Raw genomic sequence first — 14358 nt, forward strand, 5'->3', positions numbered from 1 at the left:
CGGACACACAAGATCTCCGACATGACGCCACCGTAGGCGGTGCCACGGACCGTGGCACAGGGTTTTCCCGGGTGCTACTTCGAGGACCCGGTCAGCCGCTCTGCGGAGTTCTGCGACACCCGGCGGCGGACGCCGAACCAGCCGGCGACCAGCATGACGGCGATCACGGGGATGAGCAGCAGGGTCTTGCGGCCGACCTCGGGGTCGTTCCACATCATGCCGAGGCAGACCATCAGGAAGGCGATCGTGGCGATCTCGGTGGCCGGGCTGAACTTCAGCTGGAAGTGCGGCCGGGCCACCAGGCCCGCGCGGGCACGGCGGACGAAGACCAGGTGGCAGACCATGATGATCACCCAGGTGCTGATGATGCCGAGGGAGGCGACGTTCAGCACGATCTCGAAGGCCTGGCTCGGCACCAGGAAGTTCAGGCCGACGCCGAGCACGCAGACCGCGCAGGTCAGCAGGATGCCGCCGTAGGGGACCTGGCTGCGGTTCATGCGGGCGGTGAACTTAGGCGCGGAGCCGGCCATGGCCATGGAGCGCAGGATGCGGCCGGTGGAGTACAGGCCGGAGTTGAGCGAGGACATGGCGGCGGTCAGGACGACCAGGTTCATCACGTCGCCGGCCGCCGGGATGCCGATCTTCGACAGGACGGTGACGAACGGGCTCTGGTCGGCGGAGTACACCGCGCCGGGCAGCAGCAGGGCGAGCAGCACGACGGAGCCGACGTAGAACACGCCGACGCGCCACATGATCGAGTTCACCGCGCGCGGGACGACCTTCTCCGGCTCGGCGGTCTCGCCGGCGGCGACGCCGACCAGCTCCAGGGCGGCGTAGGCGAAGATCACGCCCTGCATGACGAGGACGACCGGCATCAGGCCGTGCGGGAAGACGCCGCCGTGGTCGGTGATGACGCTCAGACCGGGCTTGGTGCCGTCGACGTCGTGCTGGGTGGCCAGCAGGAAGATGCCGACGAGCATGAAGCTCACCAGCGTGGCGACCTTGATGATCGCGAACCAGAACTCCATCTCGCCGAAGATCTTCACCGAGATCAGGTTCACGGCGAGGACCACCGCGAGGGCGATCAGGGCCAGCACCCACTGGGGGACGGAGGTGAACAGGCTCCAGTAGTGCGTGTACAGCGCGATCGCGGTGATGTCGGCGATGCCGGTGGTCGACCAGTTCAGGAAGTACATCCAGCCGGCGACGTAGGCGCCCTTCTCGCCGAGGAACTCGCGCGCGTAGCTCACGAAGGAGCCGGAGGACGGCCGGTACAGGACCAGCTCGCCGAGGGCACGGACGACGAAGAAGGCGAACACGCCGCAGACCAGGTAGGCCAGGGCGAGCGCCGGCCCCGCGTTGTGCAGGCGGCCGCCGGCGCCGAGGAACAGGCCGGTGCCGATGGCGCCGCCGATGGCGATCATGTTGACGTGCCGGGCCTTGAGGTCCTTGCTGTAACCGGCGTCGCCCGCGTCCACGGGCGTCCGGTCCACCTCGGGATGGGCGGCGGTCTGTGCCGTTTCCACGGCTTCCTTGCTGCTCACGGGTGGTACCACTTCCTGGTGCGCCCGGGCCTCGTGGGCCCGGGGTTCGTGCAGGTCCTGGCCCGCACCACCCTGAGTGTCGCGGTACAGACCAAGGCAGCAGCTTCCCAGAGAGATCGCCGGTATGCGGTGGCCTACGTCACAGAGCGTGACTTCTCACATGTTCCGCCCGAAGTACACACGAGTTTCCGCGAGGTTTCACAGTATTGGTGTAACAGCGATACTGCTGCACATGACGACCGATGCCGAGGAGCCCAGCCTCACCATCGACGAGCTGGCCGCCCGGGCCGGCGTCACGGTCCGCACCGTCCGCTTCTACGGCAGCAGGGGCCTGCTCCCGCCGCCGGTGATCGGCCCGCGCCGGGTGGGTCGCTACGGCCCCCGGCACGAGGCGCGGCTGGCCCTCATCGAGGAGCTGCAGCGGCAGGGCATGACTCTGGCGGCGATCGAGCGCTACCTGCGGCAGCTGCCGCCGGACCTCACCCCGCACGATCTGGCCATCCACCGCGCGGTGATCGCCTCCTGGGCGCCGGACGCGGCGGAGACGGTCTCGCGCCGGGACCTGGAGCGGCGGGCGGGCCGGCCGCTGAGCGAGGAGGACGTGGAGCGGCTGACGGCGATGAACGCCGTCGCACCGGGCGACGGCGACACCTTCCGCGTGGACGCCGGGCTGCTCAGGCTCGGCGTCCGGCTCCTCGACGTACCGCTGTCCCAGGAGGCGATCCTCGCCGCGCGCAAGGTGCTCGTCGAGCACTCGCGCGCCGCGGCTCACGAACTCTCCCAGCTCTTCCGCGGCGAGGTGGCGGAGCGTGACGCCCGGGATGTGAAGTCCCTGTCGGCGCACATGCATCCTCTGGTGGTGCAGGCACTGCTGACCACGTTCCAGCGGTCGCTGCGGGAAGAGCTGAGCGAGTGGCTCGGCGGCTCAGAACCGGACTGAGCCGCCGGGCCGGTGGCCCACCGGCACAGGACCGCACCGGACCGAGCCGCCGGGCTGGCGGCTCAGCGGCTCGGAACACGGACGAGCCGCCGGGCCGGTGGCTCAGCGGATCAGGATCGGACCGAGTCGCCGAAGGTCTCCCCCTTCTCCGCCTTGTCCACGAGGAGCGCGGGCGGGGTGAAACGCTCGCCGTAGCTCTCGGCGAGCTCCCGCGCGCGTGCCGCGAATCCGGGCAGTCCGCCCTCGTAGCCGTTGATGTACTGGAGCACGCCGCCGGTCCAGCCGGGGAACCCGATGCCGAAGATCGAGCCGATGTTGGCGTCGGCGACGGAGGTGAGGACGCCCTCCTCCAGCAGGCGCACGGTGTCGAGCGCCTCGGCGAAGAGCATGCGCTCCTGCATGTCCCGGAACGGGATCTCGCGGCCGGGCTCGGTGAAGTGCTCCCGCAGCCCCGGCCAGAGCCCCGCGCGCTTGCCGTCCTCCGCGTAGTCGTAGAAGCCGGCGCCGCCGCTGCGGCCGGTGCGGCCGAACTCGTCGACCATGCGGTCGATGACGGCCTCGGCCGGGTGCGCGGCCCAGGTGCCGCCCGCCTCCTCGACGGACCGCCTGGTCTCGTTGCGGATCTTGCGCGGCAGGGTCAGGGTCAGCTCGTCCATCAGGGAGAGCACCTTGGCGGGGTAACCGGCCTGGGCCGCGGCCTGCTCGACGGAGGCGGGCTCGATGCCCTCGCCGACCATGGCGACGCCCTCGTTGATGAAGTGGCCGATCACCCGGGAGGTGAAGAAGCCGCGCGAGTCGTTCACGACGATCGGCGTCTTGTTGATCTGCCGGACCAGGTCGAAGGCCCGGGCGAGGGCCTCGTCGCCGGTCCGCTCACCCTTGATGATCTCCACCAGCGGCATCTTGTCGACCGGCGAGAAGAAGTGCAGCCCGATGAAGTCCGCCTGGCGCTCCACGCCCTCGGCGAGCGTCGTGATGGGGAGCGTGGAGGTGTTGGAGCAGAGCAGCGCGTCCGGCGCGAGAACCGACTCGATCTCCTGGAACACCTTGTGCTTCAGGGTCGTGTCCTCGAAGACGGCCTCGATGACGGCGTCGCAGCCCGCGAGGTCGGCCGCCTCGGCGGTGGGTGTGATGCGGGCGAGCAGCTCGTCGGCCTTCTCCTGGCTGGTACGGCCCTTGGCCACGGCCTTGGCGCACAGCTTCTCGGAGTACGCCTTGCCCCTGAGGGCCGCCTCCAGGGAGACGTCCTTCAGGACGACCTCGATGCCCGCGCGAGCGCACGAGTAGGCGATGCCGGCGCCCATCATCCCGGCTCCGAGGACGGCTGCCCTGCGGACCTTGCGCGGCTCGACGCCCTTCGGGCGGTTGGCGCCGGAGTTGACCGCCTGGAGGTCGAAGAAGAACGCCTGGATCATGTTCTTCGAGGTCTGCCCGGCGGCCAGCTCCACGAAGTAGCGGGCCTCGATGACCTGGGCGGTCTCGAAGTCGACCTGGGAGCCCTCGACGGCGGCGGCGAGGATGTTGCGGGGGGCCGGGTAGGGCGCGCCGCCCGTCTGCTTGCGCAGGGTGGCCGGGAAGGCGGGCAGGTTGGCGGCGAACTTCGGGTTGGCCGGGGTGCCGCCGGGGATCCGGTAGCCGGGCTTGTCCCAGGGCTGCTGGGACTCGGGGTTGGCGTCGATGAACGCGCGGGCCTTGGCCAGCAGTTCCTCCTGCGTGCCGGCGACCTCGTGCACGAGGCCGTTCTCCTGGGCCCGGCGCGCGTTGTACTGCTGCCCCTGGAGCAGCACCTTCAGCAGCGCGTCCGCGATGCCCAGCAGCCGTACCGTACGGACGACTCCGCCGCCGCCGGGGAGCAGGCCGAGGGTGACCTCGGGGCAGCCGATCTTGGTGCCGGAGGTGTCGAGGGCCACCCGGTGGTGGCAGGCGAGGGCCAGTTCGAAACCGCCGCCGAGGGCCGCGCCGTTGATCGCGGCGACGACCGGCTTGCCCAGGGTCTCGATGCGGCGCAGGTTCCGCTTGATGGCGAGGCCGCCGTCGAACAGCTCCCGCGCGGTCTCGGGCGTGACCCGGATCAGGTCGCGCAGGTCGCCGCCCGCGAAGAAGGTCTTCTTCGCCGAGGTGAAGACGACGCCGCGGATGGAGTCCCGCTCGGCCTCCAGCCGGTCGGTGATCGCGGCGAGGGAGTCGCGGAACGCCTGGTTCATCGTGTTCGCGGACTGGTTCGGGTCGTCCAGGACGAGGGTGACGACACCGGTGTCGTCCTGCTCCCAGCGGATGGTGGTGCTCTCGGTCATGACAGTCGTCTCCGTTGAAGTCGCTTGATACCGCTGGGAGTTCAGATGCGCTCGATGATCGTGGCGATGCCCATGCCGCCGCCCACGCACAGTGTGGCCAGGCCGTACCGCTTGTCCTGGCGCTCGAGTTCGTCGACGAGGGTGCCCAGGATCATGGCGCCGGTCGCGCCGAGCGGGTGGCCGAGGGCGATGGCCCCGCCGTTGACGTTGACCTTGTCCAGGGACAGGCCCATGTCCTTCACGAAGCGCAGCACGACCGCCGCGAACGCCTCGTTGATCTCGACCAGGTCGATGTCGTCGATGGTGAGGCCGGCCTTGGCGAGGGCCTTGCGGGTGGCCGGGGCGGGCCCGGTGAGCATGATGGTCGGCTCGGAACCGGAGACGGCCGCGGAGACGATCCGCGCGCGCGGGGTGAGGCCGTAGCGCTCGCCGACCTCCTTGGAGCCGATCGCGACGAGCGAGGCGCCGTCCACGATGCCGGAGGAGTTGCCCGCGTGGTGGACGTGGTCGATCTTCTCCACCCAGTGGTACTTCTGCAGCGCCACGGCGTCGAAGCCGCCCAGCTCGCCGATGTCCGCGAACGACGGCTTGAGCTTCGCGAGGGAGTCGGCGGTGGTGCCGGGGCGCGGGTGCTCGTCGTGGTCGAGGACGACCAGGCCGGCGCGGTCCTTGACGGGGACGACCGAGCGCTCGAAGCGGCTGTCCTTCATGGCGTTGGCGGCGCGCTCCTGCGACAGGGCCGCGTACTCGTCGACGTCCCGGCGGGAGAAGCCCTCGATGGTGGCGATGAGGTCGGCGCCGATGCCCTGCGGCACGAAGTTGACCTCGAGGTTGGTCATGGGGTCGTTGAACCAGGCGCCGCCGTCGGAGGCCATCGGGACGCGGGACATGGACTCGACGCCACCTGCCAGGACCAGGTCCTCCCAGCCCGCACGGACCTTGGCCGCGGCCAGGTTGACGGCCTCGAGACCGGAGGCACAGAAGCGGTTCTCCTGTACACCCGCCACCGTGTCCGGCAGTCCGGCGGCGATCGCGGCGATCCGGGCGATGTCGGAGCCCTGGTCGCCGACCGGCCCGACGACGCCGAGCACGATGTCGTCGATCGCGGCCGGGTCGAGGCCGGGGAAGCGGGCGCGGATCTCGTGGATGAGACCGACGACCAGGTCGATGGGCTTCGTGCCGTGCAGGGCGCCGTTCGCCTTGCCGCGGCCGCGCGGGGTGCGGATCGCGTCGTACACGTACGCTTCGGTGCTCACTGGTGTGCCTTTCGGGAGGGTGGGCCGAGCGGGTGGGCCGGGTCAGTGGTGGTCGGCGACCGGGTCGTCGTCCACACGTTCCGGTATTCCCCAGTCCCGCGCCACCGCCTCGGTGTCCGCGCCGGGCCGGGCGGGGCCGGTGCGGACGGTGGTGGGGGTCGCGGAGAAGCGGGGAGCGGGCGCGGGCTGGGTGATGCCGGCGTGGTCGGTGAAGGTGCCGCGGGCGGCCAGGTGCGGGTGGTGCGGAGCCTCGCTCAGGGACAGGACCGGGGCCACGCACGCGTCGGAGCCCTCGAACACGGCCGTCCACTCGTCGCGCGTACGGGATGCGAAGCGGGACGCGATCCGCTCGCGCAGCTCGCCCCAGCGGGTCCAGTCCCTGCGGGCACCGGCCAGGTCGTCGAGGCCGAGCAGGTGCAGGAACTCCTCGTAGAACCGCCCTTCCAGGGCTCCCACCGCCATGTACCGGCCGTCGGCGGTCTCGTAGGTGCCGTAGTAGGGGCAGCCGCCGTCGAGGAGGTTGGCGCCGCGCCTGTCCTGCCAGCCGCCCGCGGCCAGCATGCCGTGGATCATCGCCGACAGATGGGCCGTGCCGTCGACGATGGCGGCGTCGACGACCTGGCCGGTGCCGGTCGCCCGGGCGTGGTGGAGGGCCGCGAGAACGCCGACGACCAGGTACAGGGAGCCGCCCGCGTAGTCGCCGAGCAGGTTGGCGGGGACGGCCGGGGGCTCGTCCGGGCCGCCGATCATGCCGAGGGTGCCGGTGAGCGCGATGTAGGCCACGTCGTGGCCGGCGCGGGGGGCGAGCGGGCCGTCCTGGCCCCAGCCGGTCATCCGGCCGTAGACCAGGCGCGGGTTGCGGGCGTGGCACTCCTCGGGGCCGACGCCGAGCCGCTCGGCGACGCCCGGGCGGTAGCCCTCGACGAGGATGTCGGCCCGCTCGGCGAGGTCCAGGACACGGGCGGGGCCGTCCGGTGCCTTCAGGTCGATCACGACCGAGCGTTTGTTGCGGTTCGTCACGTCGTACGCGGGGTCGATCGCGAGGCCCGGACCGCCCGGCCGGTCCACCCGGACCACGTCCGCGCCCAGGTCGGCCAGCAGCATCGCGGCGAACGGGCCCGGCCCGATACCGGCCAGCTCCACCACGCGCACGCCGGAGAGCGGGCCGGTGCCCGGCCTGGTCGGCTTCCCTGCCGTCGTCATGCGTCCAGCCCCCAGAGTGCGTATGACACAACTGATGTAACACCGGTGATGCTAAGAACACGTTCCACCGGACACAAGACCTGAACGAGCAAGCGCTTAGCCAAGTGCCCGACGCGGCCGCTGTCACCCGGGAGAGTGAGAAAGCGCGCCGTCGGGCAGCCCCGGCCCCCGGGGCCCCGGCCCGGCGCCGCACGGGCGGCGGCTTCCGGCCCCCGCGGCCCCCGCGGGCAGCGCGTCGGCACCGGCCGGGCGGCGGCTTCCGGTCCTCGCGGACAGCGCGTCGGCGCCGGGCTCGACCGTGACGCCCGGCGGGTCGCTGCGGTCACCGCCGCCTGCGGGCTGCTCGTGGGACTGCGCACACTTCACGCTAGCCTCGGCCACCGACAGTGGCGCGGGCTGAACGACCAAGGGGTGTCATGAACAGGCCAAAAAGGACAGACCGTCCCTATGACGTCGTGCTCTTCGGAGCGACGGGGTTCGTCGGCACGCTCACCGCGGAGTATCTCGCCGCGCACGCGCCGAAGGACCTGCGCTGGGCGCTCGCCGGCCGCGACGGACGCCGGCTGGAGCGGCTGCGCGAGCGGCTGCCCGGCGGCACGGACATCGGCGTCCTGCGAGCCGACGTGGGCGAACCGGCCTCCCTGCGCGCCCTCGCCGAGAGCGCGCGCGTGGTCGCCACGACCGTGGGACCGTACGTGCGCTACGGCGAGGAACTGGTCGCCGCCTGCGCGGACACCGGCGCGGACTATCTGGATCTCACCGGTGAACCGGAGTTCGTGGACCTGATGTACGTCCGGCACGACGCACGCGCGCGTGAGACGGGCGCCCGGCTGGTGCACGCCTGCGGTTTCGACTCGGTTCCGCACGATCTCGGCGTGTACTTCACGGTGCGGCAGTTGCCGGAGGGTGTGCCGCTGACCGTGGACGGATACGTGAGCGCCGACGCCGCCTTCTCCGGCGGCACCCTCGCCTCGGCGCTGAACCAGGCGGCCCGCGGCCGGCGGATGTTCGCCGCGGCGCGCGAACGGGGGCGGCACGAGCCGCGGCTCGTGGGACGCAAGGTGGCCGCGCCGACGGGCGTTCCGAGGTTCGCCGGGGAGGTCGGCGCGTGGGCGCTGCCGTTGCCGACCATCGATCCGCAGATCGTGCGCCGTTCGGCGAAGGCCCTGGAGCGGTACGGTCCCGACTTCCGCTATCGCCACTACGCCGCGGTGAAGCGTCTCCCGGTCGCCCTCGGCTCGGTCGCGGCCGTCGGCACGGCGGTGGCCGCAGCCCAGCTGCCGCCCGCGCGGCGCTGGCTGTCGGACCGGCTCAAGCCGGGGGACGGGCCCAGCGCGGAGAAGCGCGCGAACAGCTGGTTCGCGGTGCGCTTCGTCGGCGAGGGCGGCGGACGGCGCGTGTTCACCGAGGTCGCGGGCGGCGACCCGGGTTACGACGAGACGGCGAAGATGTTCGCCGAGGCGGCCCTGGGCCTGGCCTTCGACGACCTGCCGCCGACGGCCGGGCAGGTCACCACGGCACAGGCGATGGGCGACGCCCTGACCGAGCGGCTGCGCGCCGCCGGCATCACCTTCCGGGTGGCGGCGACCCACTAGCGCACCGCCGGGCGGCCGCCCGGCACCCGCGCCCGCTGTCCGGCTCGCCCCCACCACCTCGCCCCCGCCACGGGTGACGTCCCGCCGGCCGGCGCGTCCGTCGCGCGCGGGTACCGGCCCGGGGCGCCGGCCGGCCGCCGGATGAGACGATGAGGCCCCGGCGGAAGAGCCCAAGGAGGCGGAGCAGACGTGAAGTTCGTGCTCGAAGTGACCGTGGACGAGGGTGCGATGGCGGAGGACCCGGCGGGCGAGCTGGGTCGCATCCTGCGGTACTGGGGTGGCAACCTGCACCACTACGCGCTCCGGCCCGGCGACCGTTCGGCCGTCTACGACTCGGCGTATCAGGAGGTCGGCGCCTGGCGCGTCGTGGAGTCCTGAGCCTTCCCGCCGGCCGGTTCCCGTGCCGCCTCGCGCAGCGCCCGGCGGCACAGGGCGTCCGCCTTGCGCGTGGTCTCCGGCAACCGGTACCGGGGGCTCAGCGCCAGGGTGTGCGCCACGGCGTTGTCCAGGCTCACCCGGTGGCCGACCGAGACGAAGACCGGTTTGACACCGTCCCGGGTGCGCAGCGCGCGCCCGACCTCCTCGTTCCCCGCGAGCAGCGGCGCGCTGCCGCCCCGGGCGTGGGACGGGTCCGGGTGGGCGAAGGTGAACGGGTTCTTCGCGACGCCGATGGTCGGCAGATCCGTCAGCACGCCCAAGTGGCTGGCGAGCCCGAAGCGGCGCGGGTGGGCGAGGCCGTAGCCGTCGCACACCACCAGGCCCGGCGGGCACGGCAGGGCGTCCAGGGCGGCCCGGACGGTGGGGATCTCGCGGAAGGCGAGGAGGCCGGGAACGTACGGGAACGATATCCGGCCGACGGCGGTGGCCTCGGCCACCACGTCCAGCGTGGCGGCGTCGAGGACGACGGCCGCCGCGGCGACGAGATCGAGATCGTCGTCGTAGGCGACGTCGACCCCGGTGACCCGGCCGGTCCCGGCCGGCGGTCCCGGCTCGTCGAGCACGACCCGTCCGCGCAGTTCGTCCTGTACGGCGCGGGCCTCTTCCTCGGTAGCGGGCCAGCCCGCCGGTACACCTACGGTCGTCATGATGATCACGACTGTACGGGCCGGGGGCCGGCACCCGGACGGCGGGCAGGCGACCGGACTCCGTCGCGGGCGGCCCGTGCGCCGTCCGGAGATCGTCGCGGAACCGGCCCGCGAGCGAGCCGGGCGGCGGCGCGCACGGCGGCCTGCCGGAGCCGCTGGTCGCGCTCGCGCTCGCGCTCGCGCTGCGGTGCGGCCGGCGGAGCCGGTCCGTACCGTCCGGCTCCCTCCCGGCTCAGCTCTTCTTCGAGTTCAGCGCACGCTGCAACTGGTCCTTGTTCATGTGCGAACGACCCTCGATGCCGCGCTGCCTGGCCTCGTTGTACAACTGGTCGCGCGTCGGGCCCTGCGAACCGACCCGGTTGCCCGACCGCTGGCCACCCCGCTTGCTCGACGACATGTCCTGCGTCGAGGTGCGGCTGGCCGTTTTCGACTCGCCCGAGCGGGCGCGTTCCTTGTTGACCGTCCGTGCGGCGATCTCCTCGGCGCGTCCGGCGCTCTCGCCCCGGTCCTGCGCGCTCTTCTTGATGTGCTCGTACTGACGCTCGCGCTTGGGGCTGGAACCGGCTGGCATGATCGCTCCTTTCCTTTGCGACGGGGAACGGGTACCCGGTTTCGGGTCCCCTACGTCGGCCCGCGACGCGCCGGGCGCGGGCTCAGCGCTCCAACCGGGCGGCCCTGCCCTGCTCGCCGGCCGCCCAGCAGCTCAGGTCGGCGGTGCAGGTGACGGTGTCGTAGGAGCCGGTGTCGATCGTGCGCCAGGTGCGGCCGCCGTCGGTGGTCAGATCGGTGCCGGTCGGACCGACGGCGAGCGCGGCGGTACGGCTGTGCGGGAGCCAGGCCGCGCCGGAGCGGTAGGCGGGCGGGGGCGTGGTGGCGGACCGCCAGGTGCGGCCGCCGTCGGCGGTGACCGCGGCGGCCTGCGGGGAGGGCCGCCCGGGCCGGTAGTCGCCGCCCACCGCGACCCCGTGGGCGCGGTCGCGGAAGGCGAGGGCGAAGACACCCCGGGCCGGATCGCCCGCCGGGACGGGCGCACCGGTGGCCTGCCAGGTCAGTCCGCGATCGGCCGAGTGCAGTACGCGCGCGTGGGCGCCGCCGCCGGTGGCCAGCCAGACGTCCCGCGATCCGGCGGTCGCCAGGCACTGTCCGCTCGCGGCGAACCCCGCCTCGCCGTCCAGGGCGGGCGGCATGCCGTCGGAGGGCAGCACCCGCCAGGAGCGGCCGCCGTCGCGGGTGGACAGGATGCGGAACTTCCCGTCCACGGGGTCGCTCAGGGCGAGGCCGTGACGGCGGTCGAAGAAGGCCAGACAGTCGTAGAAGGCCTTCGGGTCGGCGTTGCGGAAGGATTCCGTCCAGGTCACGCCGCCGTCCTCGGTGCGGTACACCCGGGAGTCCTGGCCCTCGCCGACGGCCAGGACCACCGCGCGCCGCGCGTCGAAGGCCTGCACATCGCGGAACTCCAGCTCGCCGGCCCCCGGCGGAGAGACGTTTCGCCAGGTGGAGCCGCCGTTCGTGGTGCGCAGCACGGTGCCGCCCGTGCCGGCCAGCCAGGCCGTGTGCCGGTCGACGGCGGCGAGTCCGCGGAAGCGGACCTGCGGGGTACCGGTGTCCTTGGCCGCCCAGTGCACGCCGCCGGGGTGCGCGCCGTCCCGCCCGAACGGGCCGGCCTCGGCCGCCGGGACCGTCAGCGCGGCCAGCGCGGCGCCGCACGCCACCCCCGCCGCCACCAGTCTGCTCGTCCGTCCGCCGCGTCGCGTGCTCCCCAAGCGCCTCATGGCGGGCGAAGCTAGCCCATGCCCCGGACGCCGTCCAGAGGCCCGCAACCCGGCATGCACAGTCATCGGTTTTCCGCCATGCATGGAGGCGGTGACCGAGGTCACTAGTACATCGTGTGCACGCATCGGCCGAATCCGTCGTCTCCTCCTGTGCCGGGTGTCGCACATTCGGACGTAGTCCAGCCGTCACGAGGGAGCAACGCGTTGTCCACCGTCATCGAGCAGCCCGTAGAGGCCCGTCTCGTCGCCGCCGCACCGCGCATGCCGAGCATCCCCGCCACGCTGCGCTACGACCGGTGCGACCCGTTCGCCGTCCGCATGACCTTTCCGGCGCCTGCCACCCTGGAGGGCGTCGAGGTGTGCTGGACCTTCTCCCGGGAGCTGCTGACGGCCGGACTTCAGGGCCCCGAGGGCCATGGCGACGTGCGCGTGCGGCCGTACGGGTACGACCGCACGGTGCTGGAGTTCCACGCCCCCGAGGGCACGGCCGTCATCCATGTGCGTTCGGGTGAGATACGGCGGTTCCTGGCGGCGGCCGGCGAACTGGTGCCCGTCGGCCGCGAACACCTCCAGCTCGATCTGGACGACGGCCTGGCCGAGCTGATGCGGGACGCGTGCTGAGCCCTGCGTGCGCGAACGCCTGCTGAGCCCTGCGCGCGCGTGAGGGTGCGGGGCCGCGCTGCGGACCCGGTACGCGCCGGGGCACGGGCGAAGCGGGACCGTAATCGCGTTGACAGCCCAGCAGCCCCTTCGTACGGTTACATCGGTCCTGTTGCCGTCGATTGGAGAAGGACGTTGCTCGTCTGAGGTCCTGAGACACCGCGTCCACACCCCTTGGGTGTGCGTGGCGTACGACCTCGGCGTTCGAGCCGTCCTCCCGGCACAGGCCCTTTTTCGTGGCCTCCCCGTGCCCAGGCCCTTCGGTTCCTCGCCTCGCGGTGTCTCGACACGCGTCCACACGACCGCACACCCCCTCGCGAGGCCCTCATGTCCGCTGCCCTCACCTGTACGTCCCTGTCCTTCGCCTGGCCCGACGGCACCGCCGTCCTCGACGGCCTCGACCTCGCCCTCGGCCCCGGCAGAACCGGGCTCGTCGGCGTCAACGGATCCGGGAAGTCGACCCTGTTGAAACTGCTGGCCGGGGAACTCCACCCGGCCGACGGCACGGTCAGGGTGACCGGCGAGATCGGTCACCTCCCGCAGAACGTCACCCTCGACACCGCCCTCCGCGTCGACCAGGCGCTCGGGATCGCCGACCGGCGGGCCGCGCTGCACGCCATCGAGGCGGGCGACGTGGCCGAGGAGCACTTCGAGACGGTCGGCGACGACTGGGACGTGGAGGAACGCGCCCTGGTCACCCTCGGCGAGCTCGGCCTCGGCCACATCGGCCTGGACCGCACCGTCGGCGAGGTGTCCGGCGGCGAGTCGGTGCTGCTGCGGCTCGCCGCACTGCTGCTGCGCCGTCCCGACGTCCTGCTGCTGGACGAACCCACCAACAACCTCGACCTGTACGCGCGCCGCCGGCTGTACCAGGCCGTCGCCGCCTGGTCGGGCGTGCTGCTCGTGGTCAGTCACGACCGGGATCTGCTCGACCTGGTCGACCAGATCGCGGAACTGCGCTCCGGGGAGATCGCCTGGTACGGCGGCAACTTCACCGCCTACGAGGAGGCCCTCGCCGTCGAACAGGACGCCGCCGAACGGATGATGCGCGTCGCCGAGGCCGATGTGCGAAAACAGAAGCGGGAACTGGCCGACGCCCAGGTCAAACTGGCCCGCCGCAAGCGGTACGGGCAGAAGATGTACGAGCAGAAACGCGAACCGAAGATCGTCATGGGCAACCGCAAACGCGCCGCCCAGGAGTCGGCGGGCAAGCACCGGATCATGCACGAGGAGCGGCTCACCGAGGCCAGGGAACGGCTGGACGAGGCGGCGGAGGCGGTGCGGGACGACGACGAGATCCGCGTCGAACTGCCCTGGACGGCCGTGCCACCCGGCCGGCAGGTGCTCACCCTGGAGAACCTGGCGATGGCCTACGGCGCGCGCGTGGACGGCGTCGTCGATCTGCGCGGCCCGGAGCGGATCGCGCTCGTCGGCCGCAACGGCGCCGGCAAGACGACACTGCTGCGGACCGTCGCCGGGGAGTTGGAGCCGGTGGCGGGCGAGGCGCGGGCACACGTCCCGCTGCGGTTCCTGCCGCAGCGGCTGGACGTCCTCGACGACGGGCTGACGGTCGCCGAGAACGTGGCCCGGTTCGCACCGGGCGCCACGAACAACCGGATCCGGGCCCGCCTCGCGCGCTTCCTGTTCCGGGGCGCACGCGCCGACCGGACGGCGGCCACGCTCTCCGGGGGCGAGCGCTTCCGGGCGGCTCTGGCCGCACTGATGCTCGCCGAGCCCGCTCCCCAGCTGCTGCTGCTCGACGAGCCCACCAACAACCTCGACATGGCCAGCGTCCGGCAGCTGACCTCGGCCCTGGAGTCGTACGAGGGCGCGCTGCTGGTCGCCAGTCACGACCTGCCGTTCCTGGAGTCGATCGGCATCACCCGCTGGCTGCTGATGGAGGAGGGGGAACTGAAGGAGATCACGTCCGGGGACGTCGGCTCCCCCGCCTAGGTCCGCACGTCTCGGCCGGGCCCGGCCGGCCGGTGTTTGGCCCCGGCCGGTCCGCC

Annotated in this window: 12 protein-coding genes; 5 read left to right on the forward strand and 7 right to left on the reverse strand. The window is 72.4% G+C overall.

Translation table 11 applies throughout. The annotated features are described in order from the left end of the window. Positions 1–74: 74 nt before the first annotated feature. Positions 75–1544 (reverse strand): amino acid permease, encoded by a 1470-nt coding sequence (locus ACGFT2_RS05160; RefSeq protein ID WP_393273597.1) that lies wholly within the window; start codon positions 1542–1544, stop codon positions 75–77. A gap of 232 nt (positions 1545–1776) precedes the next feature. Here ACGFT2_RS05160 and ACGFT2_RS05165 point away from each other — a divergent pair, with 232 nt between their 5' ends. Continuing rightward, a complete protein-coding gene (locus tag ACGFT2_RS05165; protein WP_393273599.1) occupies positions 1777–2484 on the forward strand; it encodes a MerR family transcriptional regulator in 708 nt (235 codons plus the stop codon). Between the two features lie 110 nt (positions 2485–2594). Here the strand turns inward: ACGFT2_RS05165 and ACGFT2_RS05170 are convergent, their stop codons facing one another. The 3 genes from ACGFT2_RS05170 to ACGFT2_RS05180 are packed head-to-tail and all read right to left on the reverse strand — an operon-like array spanning position 2595 to position 7237. Continuing rightward, positions 2595–4778, reverse strand: a complete 2184-nt coding sequence (locus ACGFT2_RS05170; protein WP_393273601.1) for a 3-hydroxyacyl-CoA dehydrogenase NAD-binding domain-containing protein — start codon at positions 4776–4778, stop codon at positions 2595–2597. A gap of 41 nt (positions 4779–4819) precedes the next feature. Next, on the reverse strand, positions 4820–6034 hold the full coding sequence (locus ACGFT2_RS05175; RefSeq protein WP_393273603.1) for an acetyl-CoA C-acetyltransferase: 1215 nt from the start codon (positions 6032–6034) through the stop codon (positions 4820–4822). A 42-nt stretch (positions 6035–6076) separates the two neighbouring features. Continuing rightward, positions 6077–7237, reverse strand: a complete 1161-nt coding sequence (locus ACGFT2_RS05180; RefSeq protein WP_393273605.1) for a CaiB/BaiF CoA transferase family protein — start codon at positions 7235–7237, stop codon at positions 6077–6079. A 416-nt stretch (positions 7238–7653) separates the two neighbouring features. Between ACGFT2_RS05180 and ACGFT2_RS05185 the strand changes: the two genes are divergently transcribed. Together ACGFT2_RS05185 and ACGFT2_RS05190 are read left to right on the forward strand one after the other, a co-directional pair. After that, entirely contained in the window at positions 7654–8832 is a 1179-nt protein-coding gene (locus tag ACGFT2_RS05185) for a saccharopine dehydrogenase family protein (protein WP_393273607.1), read from the forward strand. A 189-nt stretch (positions 8833–9021) separates the two neighbouring features. Beyond that, entirely contained in the window at positions 9022–9210 is a 189-nt protein-coding gene (locus tag ACGFT2_RS05190) for a hypothetical protein (protein ID WP_393273609.1), read from the forward strand. Here ACGFT2_RS05190 and ACGFT2_RS05195 read toward each other — a convergent pair. The 3 genes from ACGFT2_RS05195 to ACGFT2_RS05205 form a co-directional block, all read right to left on the reverse strand. Then, positions 9174–9917 (reverse strand): endonuclease V, encoded by a 744-nt coding sequence (locus ACGFT2_RS05195; RefSeq protein ID WP_393273611.1) that lies wholly within the window; start codon positions 9915–9917, stop codon positions 9174–9176. The two genes, ACGFT2_RS05190 and ACGFT2_RS05195, sit on opposite strands and share 37 nt — an antisense overlap. A 232-nt stretch (positions 9918–10149) precedes the next feature. Then, on the reverse strand, positions 10150–10488 hold the full coding sequence (locus ACGFT2_RS05200; protein WP_393273613.1) for a plasmid stabilization protein: 339 nt from the start codon (positions 10486–10488) through the stop codon (positions 10150–10152). A gap of 82 nt (positions 10489–10570) precedes the next feature. Continuing rightward, the gene (locus tag ACGFT2_RS05205) at positions 10571–11689 is read right to left on the reverse strand and encodes a WD40/YVTN/BNR-like repeat-containing protein (protein ID WP_393273615.1); all 1119 of its coding nucleotides are present in this window, start codon (positions 11687–11689) and stop codon (positions 10571–10573) included. Between the two features lie 204 nt (positions 11690–11893). On the opposite strand from ACGFT2_RS05205, the gene ACGFT2_RS05210 reads away from it, so the two are divergent. Both ACGFT2_RS05210 and ACGFT2_RS05215 read left to right on the forward strand, forming a co-directional pair. Then, positions 11894–12310 (forward strand): SsgA family sporulation/cell division regulator, encoded by a 417-nt coding sequence (locus tag ACGFT2_RS05210; protein WP_393273617.1) that lies wholly within the window; start codon positions 11894–11896, stop codon positions 12308–12310. A 366-nt stretch (positions 12311–12676) separates the two neighbouring features. Beyond that, positions 12677–14302: an ABC-F family ATP-binding cassette domain-containing protein gene (locus ACGFT2_RS05215; protein WP_393273619.1), complete on the forward strand. Its 1626-nt coding sequence runs from the start codon at positions 12677–12679 to the stop codon at positions 14300–14302. Positions 14303–14358 lie beyond the last annotated feature (56 nt).

Origin of the sequence: Streptomyces sp. NPDC048514 (genome assembly GCF_043199955.1) — a bacterium.
GTDB lineage: Bacteria > Actinomycetota > Actinomycetes > Streptomycetales > Streptomycetaceae > Streptomyces.

Coding starts and splice junctions, on each gene's coding strand:
- ACGFT2_RS05165 (WP_393273599.1), top strand. CDS start 1,777: ATGACGACCGATGCCGAGGAGCCCAGCCTCACCATCGACGAGCTGGCC.
- ACGFT2_RS05170 (WP_393273601.1), bottom strand. CDS start 4,778: ATGACCGAGAGCACCACCATCCGCTGGGAGCAGGACGACACCGGTGTC.
- ACGFT2_RS05180 (WP_393273605.1), bottom strand. CDS start 7,237: ATGACGACGGCAGGGAAGCCGACCAGGCCGGGCACCGGCCCGCTCTCC.
- ACGFT2_RS05185 (WP_393273607.1), top strand. CDS start 7,654: ATGAACAGGCCAAAAAGGACAGACCGTCCCTATGACGTCGTGCTCTTC.
- ACGFT2_RS05195 (WP_393273611.1), bottom strand. CDS start 9,917: ATGACGACCGTAGGTGTACCGGCGGGCTGGCCCGCTACCGAGGAAGAG.
- ACGFT2_RS05200 (WP_393273613.1), bottom strand. CDS start 10,488: ATGCCAGCCGGTTCCAGCCCCAAGCGCGAGCGTCAGTACGAGCACATC.
- ACGFT2_RS05205 (WP_393273615.1), bottom strand. CDS start 11,689: ATGAGGCGCTTGGGGAGCACGCGACGCGGCGGACGGACGAGCAGACTG.
- ACGFT2_RS05215 (WP_393273619.1), top strand. CDS start 12,677: ATGTCCGCTGCCCTCACCTGTACGTCCCTGTCCTTCGCCTGGCCCGAC.